Annotated in this window: 13 protein-coding genes; all 13 read left to right on the plus strand. The window is 37.1% G+C overall.

The genetic code is table 11. From position 1 onward, the window contains the following. The first annotated feature begins 95 nt into the window (after window positions 1–95). Window positions 96–974 carry a LysR family transcriptional regulator gene (locus tag D1B33_RS13850; protein WP_147370414.1) on the plus strand — a complete coding sequence of 293 codons (879 nt, stop codon included), beginning with the start codon at window positions 96–98 and terminating at the stop codon, window positions 972–974. Window positions 975–1,203: 229 nt separating this feature from the next. Continuing rightward, on the plus strand, window positions 1,204–2,532 hold the full coding sequence (locus D1B33_RS13855) for an LLM class flavin-dependent oxidoreductase (protein ID WP_118876995.1): 1,329 nt from the start codon (window positions 1,204–1,206) through the stop codon (window positions 2,530–2,532). A gap of 78 nt (window positions 2,533–2,610) precedes the next feature. Continuing rightward, window positions 2,611–3,363, plus strand: coding sequence for an amino acid ABC transporter ATP-binding protein (locus D1B33_RS13860; RefSeq protein WP_118876996.1), 753 nt, complete (start codon window positions 2,611–2,613; stop codon window positions 3,361–3,363). Between the two features lie 124 nt (window positions 3,364–3,487). After that, window positions 3,488–4,330 (plus strand): transporter substrate-binding domain-containing protein, encoded by an 843-nt coding sequence (locus D1B33_RS13865; protein WP_118876997.1) that lies wholly within the window; start codon window positions 3,488–3,490, stop codon window positions 4,328–4,330. A 178-nt stretch (window positions 4,331–4,508) separates the two neighbouring features. Then, window positions 4,509–5,213, plus strand: coding sequence for an amino acid ABC transporter permease (locus D1B33_RS13870; protein ID WP_118876998.1), 705 nt, complete (start codon window positions 4,509–4,511; stop codon window positions 5,211–5,213). A gap of 11 nt (window positions 5,214–5,224) precedes the next feature. Beyond that, the gene (locus D1B33_RS13875; protein ID WP_118876999.1) at window positions 5,225–5,932 is read left to right on the plus strand and encodes an amino acid ABC transporter permease; all 708 of its coding nucleotides are present in this window, start codon (window positions 5,225–5,227) and stop codon (window positions 5,930–5,932) included. 76 nt (window positions 5,933–6,008) lie between these two features. Beyond that, complete coding sequence (locus D1B33_RS13880; protein WP_233549486.1) at window positions 6,009–6,536, plus strand: GNAT family N-acetyltransferase; 528 nt, start codon at window positions 6,009–6,011, stop codon at window positions 6,534–6,536. Between the two features lie 89 nt (window positions 6,537–6,625). Then, window positions 6,626–6,898 carry a glutaredoxin family protein gene (locus D1B33_RS13885; RefSeq protein WP_118877000.1) on the plus strand — a complete coding sequence of 91 codons (273 nt, stop codon included), beginning with the start codon at window positions 6,626–6,628 and terminating at the stop codon, window positions 6,896–6,898. A gap of 256 nt (window positions 6,899–7,154) precedes the next feature. Continuing rightward, on the plus strand, window positions 7,155–8,165 hold the full coding sequence (locus D1B33_RS13890) for an LLM class flavin-dependent oxidoreductase (RefSeq protein WP_118877001.1): 1,011 nt from the start codon (window positions 7,155–7,157) through the stop codon (window positions 8,163–8,165). A 161-nt stretch (window positions 8,166–8,326) separates the two neighbouring features. Then, window positions 8,327–9,034 carry an HAD family hydrolase gene (locus tag D1B33_RS13895; protein WP_118877002.1) on the plus strand — a complete coding sequence of 236 codons (708 nt, stop codon included), beginning with the start codon at window positions 8,327–8,329 and terminating at the stop codon, window positions 9,032–9,034. Between the two features lie 22 nt (window positions 9,035–9,056). Continuing rightward, window positions 9,057–10,055, plus strand: coding sequence for a PLP-dependent cysteine synthase family protein (locus D1B33_RS13900; RefSeq protein WP_118877003.1), 999 nt, complete (start codon window positions 9,057–9,059; stop codon window positions 10,053–10,055). Between the two features lie 221 nt (window positions 10,056–10,276). After that, window positions 10,277–11,425, plus strand: a complete 1,149-nt coding sequence (locus D1B33_RS13905) for a DEAD/DEAH box helicase (RefSeq protein WP_118877004.1) — start codon at window positions 10,277–10,279, stop codon at window positions 11,423–11,425. 1 nt (window position 11,426) lies between these two features. Next, window positions 11,427–12,656 carry an aminopeptidase gene (locus D1B33_RS13910; RefSeq protein ID WP_118877005.1) on the plus strand — a complete coding sequence of 410 codons (1,230 nt, stop codon included), beginning with the start codon at window positions 11,427–11,429 and terminating at the stop codon, window positions 12,654–12,656. The last annotated feature ends 104 nt before the right edge of the window (window positions 12,657–12,760 follow it).

Here is a 12,760-nt window from a genome sequence, read left to right on the forward strand (position 1 = left end):
AGAAATTTCCATCAATTATGAACAAAAGATTTCGAATTTGAACGGAGTCTTTTGTTTTTTTATACACAATAAAGAGAAAGTGGGAGGGCTTGAAAGTGAATATCGATCAGTTGGAGGCATTTATCCATATTGTACAGTTAAAAAGTGTTCATAAGGCTTCAAAGGCATTGTTTTTGTCACAACCTACTGTTACCGCAAGGATTAAATCGCTAGAAAATGAATTGAACACAGAGTTATTTTCAAGAGAAGGGAAAAATTTAATATTAAGTCAGCAGGGAAAAGAATTTATCCCATATGCACAGCAAATTTTACAAGCATATAGAGATGGAAAAAAACAACTTTCAAAGGAAAGCGCTCAAAATGAAATCGTTTTTGCCGCAAATACAATTACCTCACACTATTTTATATCCTACGCGTTATCAAAATGGAAGATTCAGAATCCGGGATTGCGCTTTAAATTTATCTCAAGTTCAACGGATGATCTAATTTCAAAGTTATTAAATCATGAGGTGGACTTTGCTTTTATAAGACTTATGTCAAACGAAGGAATTCATCAAGAGGCTTTACTGGATAATTCAGTGCATCTATTTGTCTACCCTGGGCATCCATTGATTAATCTAGAAGAAATTACAGTAAATGAATTGGCCAATGAGCCGCTTGTTTTTTTTGAATGTGGCGCATTTGATTGGGGTTTAATTTATAAATTATTCGAGGTTCAACAAGTTGAGCCAAAAATTGAATTTCGAGTTGATGATTTAGAAGTAGCTAAATCTTTAATAAAAAATAAACAATGCATCGGCTTTCTGCCATCGCTTGCAGTGAAAAAAGAATTAGAAAAAGGTGAATTAATAGAAATTGATACAACCACTCTGATATCAATTAAACAACATATTTATTTATCGTACATCAAAAATGAAAGAGTAAATCTTTTAAAAGATTGCATTTATAAATCCGCTGAACATTTTTACAACTAGCCCATTGTTATTTTGATCGTGAAAGCTAGCGATCGGTACAAAGCAAATTTGATAAGAAAAAAGATGATTTAACAGACGTTCGTTTTGATAGAAATTTTTTAAAGGTAAAAATTTATTCCTATCATTAAAGGCATTGTATTTCAATCTTTCCACATGTTAGGATAAATCAAAATCAATTACATTTTATTCCTATTTGTTAAATAGGAATAATCAAGTTTGGAGGGGTAATATGGCAAATCAAAGGAAAATTCGGTTTGGTGCAATAATTCATGGTGTAGGTGGAAATATATCTGGTTGGAGACACCCACAAGTAAAGACAGACCAGAGTGTAAGTCTAGAGTTTTACAAACAACAGGCACAAAAGGCAGAAGAAGGGAAATTTGATTTAGTATTTATAGCAGATGGCCTATATATCAATGAAAAATCGATTCCTCACTTTTTGAATCGTTTCGAACCGATTACAATTTTATCTGCTTTAGCGACGGTTACTTCCAATATAGGTCTAGTTGGCACTTTATCAACATCTTATAGTGAACCGTTTACGGTTGCCCGCCAGATTGCATCTTTGGATCAAATCAGCGGTGGCAGAGCTGGATGGAATGTTGTAACAACTCCGCTGGAAAGTACGGCATTAAACTTTAGCAAGACAATTGAAGATCATCCGAGTCATTCGCTGCGCTATCGTATAGCAGAAGAGTATTTAGAGGTGGCAAAAGGGTTATGGGATTCATGGGATGATGATGCGTTTGTGGGAGATAAAGAGAATGACAGATTCTTCGATCCGACAAAATTACACACATTGAATCACAAAGGTGAATTTTTCTCGGTTGCTGGTCCCTTAAATGTTGGCCGATCAAAACAAGGTCAACCAGTTATATTCCAGGCTGGAGCTTCGGATTCAGGTAAAAGATTAGCAGCGAAAGATGCAGACGCAATCTTCGTAGGACCAGGAACACTTAAAGAAGCACAGGCATTTTACAAAGATGTGAAACAAAGGGCTGCACAGTTTGGCCGAAATCCGGATGAAATAGTAGTATTGCCTGGTATAAGTCCAATTATCGGAGATACGGAAGAAGAAGCGGAACAAAAATATCAAGAGCTGGCAAATTTAGTAACAATTGAACGTGCATTAAACTATCTAGGAAGATATTTTGATCATCATGAATTTTCACAATATCCATTAGATGAAGCTTTCCCTGAAATCGGGGATATTGGAGATAATAGTTTCCGCAGCACGACTGTGCGAATAAAACAAGAGGCGAAGGAGAAGAATCTAACTTTGCGTCAAGTAGCATTGAGAGAATCGACGCCTCGAACTGATTTTATCGGCACACCGGAAAAAATAGCTAATTTGGTTCAAGAATGGTTTGAGCAACACGGTGCGGATGGTTTTATCATTGGTGTATCGGTACCAAAAACTTTAGAGGATTTCGTTGACAAAGTAGTGCCCATTTTACAGCAGCGCGGTTTGTATCGAGAAGATTATGAAGCTAGTACATTACGCGGTAACCTAGGATTACCATTTAAACAAAGTCGCTATGTGAAAGAAAAGGTCTAAAATTTTTCTCCTTAAACATAGTTATTCAATAGGGATATGGGAGATTGATTGAATAAGAGAGCCATTGGGGTGAAGAGAATGATTGAGATTACTAATCTAAAGAAAAATTTTGGACCTAATGAAGTGTTGAAGGGCATTAACTTAAAGGTCAATAAAGGAGATATTATTTCGATTATAGGTCCAAGTGGTTCAGGAAAAACAACGCTCCTTAGATGCCTAAATTATTTGGAAAAACCTGATGAAGGAATAATAACGATTGGTGAAGTTTCAATAAACGCAAGGAAGGTGCATAAAAAAGATATATATACCTTGCGAAAAAAATCAGCGATGGTTTTTCAAAGCTATAATTTATTTCAACATAAAACAGCTTTGCAAAATGTCATGGAGGGATTAATTGTTGTACAGAAAAAAAATATAAAAGAAGCACAGGAAATCGCTACTGAATTGTTGCGAAAAGTAGGATTGGAACATAAAACAAAAGCTTTCCCCAGTCATTTATCAGGAGGGCAGCAACAACGGGTAGGGATTGCAAGAGCACTTGCCTTAAATCCGGAAGTAATTTTATTCGATGAACCAACCTCTGCATTAGACCCAGAGTTAGTCGGTGAAGTTTTATCCGTCATTGCCAAAATCGCAAAGGAAGGTAAAACGATGATTATCGTAACACATGAATTGAATTTTGCCAGAGAAATCTCTGACAGAATCATCTTCATGGATAACGGGGTCATTGTTGAAGAAGGGTCACCAAAAGAAATTTTTGTTGAGCAAAAAGAAGAAAGAACAAAACAGTTCTTAAAACGCATGGTACCCGAACTAGATTATTCAATTTAGATTGTTGAAAGTTGAGTTTCATTTTTCAAATCTCGAGTTTCGAGCAGCTAAACCAGCTGTTAAAAAAATCGGTTAAAGCATAGTAAACAGCTATGACTAATTATGAATAAAAGGGGATAAATGAATGAAAAAAACATGGCTTTGGTTAATCATTTCATTAGCAGCATTGCTAGCTGCATGTTCATCAGCAGAAACAACAGAAAAGGATAGCGCAAAAAGTGAAGGTAAAGAAGAAACAACAGCAGTATCAGCAGAAGCAAGAGTAGAAAAAATAATAGTAGGAACAGGAACTCAATTCCCGAATGTCTGCTTTATCGATGAAAATGGCAATTTAACAGGGTATGATGTTGAGCTTGTAAAAGCAATCGATGAAAAACTACCAGAATATGAATTTGAATTTAAAACAATGGAATTTTCAAATTTACTATTAAGCTTAGAGACCAATAAAATTGATTTCATCGCACATCAAATGGAAGTAAATGAAGAAAGACAAGAAAAATTCCTTTTCAATAAGGAGCCTTATAATGTTTTTCCGTTAAAGGTAACTGTTAACCAAAACAATAATGAAATTAATTCAGTTGAAGACTTAAAAGGAAAAAAAGTGGGCGTTACACCAACCAGCAGCTCAGCTGTTGTTATTGAAGATTACAATGAGGAACATGATTTAGGTGCGGAAGTCATTTACGGAACGGGGTCGGCTGATTTCCAAGAACAATTAAAAACAGGCCGTATTGATGCAATTATCTCAACGCCTTTTGCCGTGGATTTTGTTAATGAACATGCAGATGCACAACAAAAGGTAGTAGGGGAACCGCTACTAAGCTCAAAGGTTTACTTCTTGTTGAATAAAAAATCAACAGCGCTTTCTGATCGGATTGATGAAGCCTTAAAAGAATTGAAAGAAGAAGGAGTAGTAAGGGAGTTAAGTGTTGAATGGCTTGGTGCGGATTATACGGTAGATTTTTAATCATTCTTAACTGTTGAACTTCATTCGGGCAGGCAAGTATGCAACAAGGATCGCATACTTGCTCTTGCGGATAGCGAAGACGAATGCAAGAACTTTCTTGGTTTTAGAATATTTACTGCGCTATATCAGCACCTAATGAAATCATTTAATAATTACAATGGTGGAAGGGGGAGAGTGAATGGGGAAAGCATTTGATTTTACATTAATCCTTGAATTTATACCGACGTTAGTGAAATATTTGGGTATTACTTTGGAAATCTTATTTTTTTCAATCATACTCGGCATATTGATTGGCTTGGTTGCAGCTATACCCAAAATATTTAAAATACCCATCTTAAAACAATTGGTGACAATCTATATTTCTTTTATTAGAGGGACTCCAATCATTATTCAATTGTTTCTTGTCTATTATGGATTGCCTGCCTTGTTTAACCTCTTCCATATCGATCTATCACGAGTAGATGCTCTCTACTTTGTCATAATTACCTACGCAATAAGCAATGGTGCAATTTTCGCGGAAATATTTAGAGGTGCAATTTTAGCAATCAACAGTGGCCAGACAGAAGCAGCATATACGATTGGAATGACACCATCTCAAAACTTTAGGAGAATTATCTTTCCTCAAGCATTGAGAATTGCTTTTCCGAACATAGGGAATTCGGTGATTGGTTCACTAAAGGATACTTCTCTCGCCTTTACAATTGGTGTGATGGACATGATGGGAAGAGGAGAAACATTAATCGCTTCAACTGCCCATGCGTTGGAAGTGTATATTTCCTTATCGATTATTTATTATGCTATCGTGATTATCATTGAAAATATATTTAAAGTTTACGAAAGATATTTGAATCGCTACCAACCCGATGAAATATCTGCTGTATAAGGAGGATAAAAATGACCATTGATTTTCCTTTTATTTGGACAGCATTCAAAGAAATATTAAAAGCAATTCCGTTAACTTTACTTCTTACCATAACACCCCTGGCGATTGGATTCTTGATTGGATTATTGGTTACATGGATTCGTATAGGCAAAGCGAGATTAATAAGGCTGATTGCAAATTTCTATGTTTCCTTTTTTAGAGGGACTCCAGCAATTATGCATATCATGATAATCTATTTCGGCCTACCGATATTGATTAATCAACTGGTGCATTATTTCGAATTGCCGATAGAAACAAATAAGATCCCGATTTCATTATTTGTTATCCTGGCATTGTCATTCACGGCAGGAGCTTATTTCTCTGAAATTATTCGCTCCGGTATTGCAAGTGTGACAACGGGTCAAATTGAGGCAGCATATACAGTAGGCATGAATACTTACCAAGTAGCAAAAAGAATCATATTACCACAAGCGTTGGCACAATCAATTCCGAATATTACAAATATTGTTGTTGGGTTTCTGCATACTACCTCCATTGCGTTTCTTGTATCTCAAACCGAGATAACGGGAGCAGCCAATATTGTCGCTTCAAAGAACTTAAAATTTTTAGAGGCATTTATTGCAGCAGGGATTATATACTGGCTTATTACACTAATGATAGAAATGATTTCTCATTTCATAGAAAAAAAGGCCAAATCTTATATTAGCAGTGCATTATAAGTTTTTTGTATTAAATGAAGTGAATTTGAAGTGATATTTCCTTGCGAGTGAATGGTGATCAAAATAATTAAAGGAAGTGATTAATATAGAAACTTTAATTACTATAAGCACGTTACAGCAGCAAGATAAAGAGGCAACGCGTGAAGTGTTAATCACAAGCTATGAACAATATAAAGAAAGATTTACGAACATCGAAGATTATAGTAATTATATTGAAAATATAAGATTGTCATTGGATAGTCCTAAAATTGATAAAGTACTCGTTGCCAAAGATGAAAATAATCAGATCTTGGGTACTTTGCAAATTTATTCGAATTCCGAGGACGCATATGGGAGGCCGGAATTAAATATTCAAAACCCTATTGTACGTTTGTTGGGAGTTCATCCCTCTGCTAGAGGAAAGGGTATAGCAAGAGGTTTATTACTGGAAAGCATCAATTACACAATACAAAAGGATGCACACACTCTTCACTTACACACAGGGGATTTTATGGAGGATGCAATTCGATTGTATGAACGTTTTGGATTTTACAGGGACTTTTCCAAAGATTTTTATAATAATGATGTGCATGTGAAATGTTATCGATTTGATATTCACCAATAAAAGTTGCAATGATTTATGGAAAATATAGTGAGAAAGTGATTTTTAAACCAAGTTTACTGATAAGAATAATATAAATGGAGGAATCATTAATGGCTAAAAATTTTACTATTGTTGTGTGGGCTAAGGATGGTTGCAGTTACTGTGCGGAAGTAAAAGAATATTTAACGGAACAACAACTCGATTTTAAAATTGTGGACGTCACAAATCATGATGATTACCGGGACATTTTGGAGCTGAAATATGGTGTACGCCATGTACCCGTTGTGGAAATAGGAAGAGATCATCAATATCGCGCTATTACAGAGGTTGGAATCGAAAACTTACAAATAGTGTTGCAAGAAGCCAATGAAGTATTCAATTAATTACATTTGTATCTAGAACTTTTGCGACTGTTAGTTGCTATTGAATCCATAAAGAATTTGGGCACACAGTTCAAGCCATTAGTGTAGCTGGGTTATGTAAAGAAGAGCAAGAGGAACAACTAGAGCGATTGCAAGAGATGTTATTCCGATGATGAAACGCGAAATTCCAAGCAGAATTTGGGAGGATAAAGAACCGATTTTCACATAGTCAAAAATTGATGGCAATAAGAACTTTCTGAGTAGGAGTGGTATATCAATGAGTTATAAAATCGGTATTCTAGATCAAAGTCCGGTAATAGAGAATCTATCAAATAATGAAATATTACAAAGAACGGTAGAATTGGCACAAAAGGCAGAAAGTTGGGGCTACGAACGTTTTTGGGTTTCAGAACATCATAATTCAGACGCAGTATTAGGATCTTCCCCAGAAGTATTGGTTTCATATTTATTAGCCAGAACAAAAACGATACGAGTAGGTTCTGGCGGAGTAATGTTGCAACATTATAGCCCCTATAAAGTTGCGGAAAATTTCCAGGTGCTTGCTACATTGGAGCCAGGGAGAGTGGATTTGGGAATTGGTAAAGGTCCTGGTGGTTTGCCTCTTTCCACGAGGGCATTGCAAAATGGAACTTTGAATGATGGAAGTGATTTTGAGGAGAAAGCAGAGTTTCTCGTAAAGTTGTTAAAAGATGAAGTTCCAGAAACCCATCCGCTTGCCGGAATTAAAGCCGTCCCAACCCCACCCATACAGCAGGAAATTATATTGTTAGGTGCAAGCCCAACAAGTGCGAAACAAGCAAAAAAATTAGGTGTCGCTTTTTCCTATGCTACTTTCTTCAATAATAATGAAAATGTATTAGTGGAAGCGGCAAAAGAATATCGAGAGAATAATGAAAATGGCCGATTTATTTTGGCGATTGGAGTAGTAGCAGCAGATACATCAGAAAAAGCTAAACAGCTAGTAGGCGATTCTAAAATAGTAAAAGTTCATTTGGCAAGTGGAAGAACAGTAACGCTTAGTGATGTAGAAACAGCTGAAAAATTCGGTAAAGATTCTGGTGAAGATTTCAGAATCGAGGTACAAGGAAATAATATACTTGCTGGTACACCAACAGAAATTAAAGAAAAGCTTGATGCTTTATATGAACTTTATCAAGTAGATGAATTTATTTTGCATATGCCAATAGCAAGTTATGAAGATAGATTATATTCTTATGAGTTGTTAAGTCCTAAATCACTTAAAAACACCGAGTTATTAACAAGGTAGATTTTCAATCAAAAAATCAGCGGAAGTTTACCTGAATGGTCAACTCTCCCTATTGCTGAAGGATTATTACGCACAAGTACTCGAAGCGGAATTCATCAGTGCAAACCATTAATTTCTTTCAAGTATTTAATTTAAGCTGAAAATTAGGAGGAAATCCAATTTTGACAAATAAATATATTTGGTTTGATATTGGATATACATTGCTATATCAGCAGAGGGAACAAGTTTATGTCCAATATCTGAAAGAGCAAAAAATTGAAATGCCATTTGAAAAAATTGAAGAAGCCTATCATTATGCTGATAAATTATTTATGAGAGAATATCCTGGCGTACTCGGGAAACAATCAAGCTTTTTTTATCATTGGTATTTAGGGATTGTTAATCATTATTTGGAACTTGCTTTTGATCTTGAATCCCAAAATCGTTTTATACAAAAAGGAATTCAAGAAACGAAGCCATATTGGTTGCCATTTTCTTTTACTAAAGATGTACTTCATAAGTTAAGGCAAGAAGGTTATCGATTAGGAATTATTAGCAATTGGGATGAGAGCGGCCGTCAGCTATTAGATTATCATAATTTAACCGATTATTTCGACAATATTATCATTTCATGTGAAGTTGGTGTTGAAAAACCTAGTAAAGCCATATTTGAAAAAGCTTTTAAACAAGGAAATACTACAAACGAAGAAAGTATTTATATTGGCGATAATTACTATGACGATGTTGTAGGAGGAGGAAAAGTCGGTCTTAAAACATATTTGATTAATAGATTTAGAGACCAAGGGATTGAGGAAATTCAATACCCATATATCATAGAATCAATCAATGAGCTACCTTCATTATTAAAAGAGGAAAATGTTTATTTCTAACAAATAAAAGGGAGAGTTGTTCATGAGTCTTGTTTCAACGAAGGCAATCAAGACCTCTATTATACAATTAATAGGAAATACTCCATTACTCCAACTGGTTAATTTAGAAAAACAGCTGGGCCTACAAGCTGAAATTGTTGCCAAGTTGGAGTACTTTAATCCAGCTAATAGCATTAAGGATCGTGTTGCGGCTTCCATGATTGAACAAGCAGAGAAAAATGGCGATTTAACAAAGGAGCATACAATAGTTGAGACAACTAGTGGTAATACTGGTATTGGACTGGCCGCAATTGCAGCAGCAAAAGGCTATAAATTAAAAGTCTATATTCAAGATAATGTGAGTGAAGAACGGACAAAAGTAATAAAAGCGTACGGGGCAGAAGTAATTCCGTTTTCAGAGGTACCTGAATTAGCTGCTGTTGCTGAAGAAATTGATGGCGATTTTGTTGCCGCTATCAACATTTTCAAAAAAGAAGTCGTTGATAAGCAGGAAAATGTTGTCTTTTTAAATCAACTCAATAACCAGGGGAATCCGCAGGTTCATTTTGATACAACAGGACCCGAAATATGGCGTGATACTGATGGGCAAGTGGATATAGTGATTGCATCAGTTGGAACAGGCGGTACTATTTCCGGGATTGGAGGTTTTTTGAAAGAAAAGAATCCGAATATTCAAATCATAGCCGTTGAGCCAGGTCTAAATTCAATCGCCTCAATTGAGGAACCTGAGATTCCGGAAATAACGGGTGTACACCGTTTTTCTGATATTGAAGATGAGAGAGTGCCTGATAATGTTAATCGTTCAGTTATTGACGAAGTTATCAGTGTTGAAACAGAACAGGCGAATCAATATGCACGTCTAGTCGCAAGGCTGGATGGAATATTGGTTGGAACTTCTTCTGGTGGAATTTTATCCGCAGCAATAGAAGTGGCAAAACGATCCGAAAATGAAGGGAAACGAATTGTGGTTATTTTACCTGATACAGGGCTGCGCTATTTATCAACAGACTTATTTAATTAAAATAGAGTAGAATTAATAATAAAAAGACTTTGCAAACTGTAAAATGTCCTTTAAAAAGGGTACACTTTACTGATGCAAAGTCTTTTTTGAATGGAAAGGATACAATCGTCGCTTTTGCAGATTGCACTTGTCAAATGGCGGCTTTCCATATCACTGTCCCAAAGTATAAATGACTAAATTATGGTACACTAAAGGGAGTAACTAAAGGTAGGTAAAAAAACATGTCGGTAATAAATCTTTTAAACGAAACATTGCAAAATAAATGGAAATTTGAGTCGACAATGAAAGTGCAAGACGAGATGATTCCAGCCGTGCTGGATGGGAAAGACGTTGTTGCTGAATCACCAACGGGCTCCGGCAAGACATTGGCATATGTGTTGCCGATTTTAAATAAGGTGGATGGCAGCAAAAAACAAACGCAGGCGCTGATTGTTGCGCCTTCCCAAGAATTGGCCATGCAAATTGTCGAAGTAATCCGCGAATGGACAGCTGGTACGGACATCACGGTTCAACAACTAATCGGCGGTGCAAACTCGGCTCGCCAAATCGAAAAATTAAAGAAAAAACCAACCATTGTGGTCGGTACACCCGGCCGATTAAATGAACTTGCAAGAGCGAACAAATTGAAGCTGAAAGAAATTCAAATGGTCGTGCTTGATGAATGTGACCAACTGCTGAGCCGCGAATATCGTGTGATCGTAAAATCCTTTATCGAGGGCGCTGCCTATGGAAGACAGGTAATTGTCGTTTCGGCAACAATTACGGAGGAAATCAAGCTGGTTGCAAATCGCATGATGTTTGAACCGATTCATATCGATATCAAGCCGGAAGATATGGTGCAAGTAGGAAAAATCGTTCATTCCTTTATAAAAGTAGAGGAGCGGGATAAAACCGATCTGCTCCGTCGATTGGCGAATATTGAAGGGCTGTATGGTCTGGCTTTCGTAAATAATATCGACCAGTTGTTAATGAAAGAGACGAAACTAAAATATCGGGATGCCAAAGTGGTGACTCTACATTCGGAGATGAAAAAAGAAGAACGAAAAAAAGCGCTGGACGCATTTCGTAAAGGGGAAGCCCGCATTTTGATTGCTACGGATATTGCGGCACGCGGCCTCGATATTGAAGGATTGACGCATGTTATTCATGTGGACGTTCCCCGCACAATCGAACAATATACACATCGTTCCGGCCGAACTGGCCGCGCGGGTGCCGATGGTGAAGTATTAACATTGCTTTCCTATCAAGATGAAAAAACATACAAGAAATTGACGCGGGAATTAAAGGTAAAAGCAGTTCAAAAGGTATGGCATAAGGGTATGCTATTGGAAGGGAATTCAAAATCTGTTTCAGAAAAGCGAGGTAAATAAAATGACTTTTCAAGAAAAATTGGAACAATATGCTAAGCTTGCTGTAAAAGTAGGCGTGAATATTCAAAAGGGCCAATACTTGCTGATCAACACTTCCACGGACGCGCTTGATTTTACCCGAATCGTCGTGAAAAAAGCATACGAAGCAGGTGCCGGCAGGGTGCAAGTTAACTTATCCGACCCTGAAATTACACGTGCTTTTTACGAACATGGTGCAGAAGAAGAATTTAGCCGGTTCCCCAAATCCATCGTTGCGGCCCGCCATGAATTGATTGAACGAAAAGGGGCGCTTTTGTGGATTGATGCAGAAGATCCTGATTTGTTGGCAGGGATCGCCTCTTCCAAAATCTCAGCACAGGAAAAAGCCTCTGGAGCTGCATTGGTTCGGTACCGAAAAGCCGTGATGAATGATGACATCGCATGGTCCATCATCGCCGTTCCTTCTAAAAAATGGGCTGCAAAGGTATTTCCGGATTTGCCTGAAGAGGAACAAATGCAAGCGTTATGGGAAGCGATTTTCAAAACAGTTCGCATTGGAGAAGGCGACGCAGTTGAAAACTGGCGCCAGCATATTGAAACGTTGGAAAATCGTGCAGCCCAATTAAACGGCTTGAAATTTACGAAGCTGCATTATAAAGCGCCGGGAACAGATTTAACAATCGAACTTCCCGATAAACATTTGTGGTTATCCGGAGGCAGCAAAACACCGGAAGAAACAACGTTTATCGCGAATATGCCAACAGAGGAAGTCTATACACTACCGAAGAAGTATGGGGTAAATGGCGTTGTGCGCAATACGAAACCCCTAGCATATCAAGGAAACATCATTGATCAATTCTCTTTAACTTTTGAAAATGGAAAAATTGTTAAAGCACATGCAGAAGTGGGCAATGAATTATTGCAGGAACTGATTGCAACGGATGAAGGATCCTCTTATTTAGGCGAAGTAGCCCTTGTACCGCATCAATCGCCAATCTCGGAATCAGGCATTTTATATTACAATACATTATTCGATGAAAATGCTTCGAATCACTTGGCCATTGGTGAAGCCTATCCAACTTGCTATGAAGGCGGGCGTGAACTGGAAGAAGGCCAGCTTGAAGCATTGGCCATCAACGTTTCCATCACACACGTTGACTTTATGATCGGAAGTGGGGAAATGGACATTGACGGCATCCTTCATGATGGGTCGGTAAAACCGATTTTCCGCAATGGGAATTGGGCGTTTTAACAAAAAATACTTATTAATACAGGTTGATAATTGCGAATGCTTGTTCGTAATTATCGGCCTTTTTTTATTTCAAAATGGTATAATGGTAAAAATCTTATTTTCTA

It is taken from the genome of Ureibacillus yapensis (assembly GCF_003515775.1).
GTDB lineage: Bacteria > Bacillota > Bacilli > Bacillales_A > Planococcaceae > Ureibacillus > Ureibacillus yapensis.

What these genes read in the sequence shown, in the direction of transcription:
- D1B33_RS13855 (WP_118876995.1), top strand. Translation starts at nt 1,204, where the DNA reads ATGGCAAATCAAAGGAAAATTCGGTTTGGTGCAATAATTCATGGTGTA.
- D1B33_RS13860 (WP_118876996.1), top strand. Translation starts at nt 2,611, where the DNA reads ATGATTGAGATTACTAATCTAAAGAAAAATTTTGGACCTAATGAAGTG.
- D1B33_RS13865 (WP_118876997.1), top strand. Translation starts at nt 3,488, where the DNA reads ATGAAAAAAACATGGCTTTGGTTAATCATTTCATTAGCAGCATTGCTA.
- D1B33_RS13870 (WP_118876998.1), top strand. Translation starts at nt 4,509, where the DNA reads ATGGGGAAAGCATTTGATTTTACATTAATCCTTGAATTTATACCGACG.
- D1B33_RS13875 (WP_118876999.1), top strand. Translation starts at nt 5,225, where the DNA reads ATGACCATTGATTTTCCTTTTATTTGGACAGCATTCAAAGAAATATTA.
- D1B33_RS13885 (WP_118877000.1), top strand. Translation starts at nt 6,626, where the DNA reads ATGGCTAAAAATTTTACTATTGTTGTGTGGGCTAAGGATGGTTGCAGT.
- D1B33_RS13890 (WP_118877001.1), top strand. Translation starts at nt 7,155, where the DNA reads ATGAGTTATAAAATCGGTATTCTAGATCAAAGTCCGGTAATAGAGAAT.
- D1B33_RS13900 (WP_118877003.1), top strand. Translation starts at nt 9,057, where the DNA reads ATGAGTCTTGTTTCAACGAAGGCAATCAAGACCTCTATTATACAATTA.
- D1B33_RS13905 (WP_118877004.1), top strand. Translation starts at nt 10,277, where the DNA reads ATGTCGGTAATAAATCTTTTAAACGAAACATTGCAAAATAAATGGAAA.
- D1B33_RS13910 (WP_118877005.1), top strand. Translation starts at nt 11,427, where the DNA reads ATGACTTTTCAAGAAAAATTGGAACAATATGCTAAGCTTGCTGTAAAA.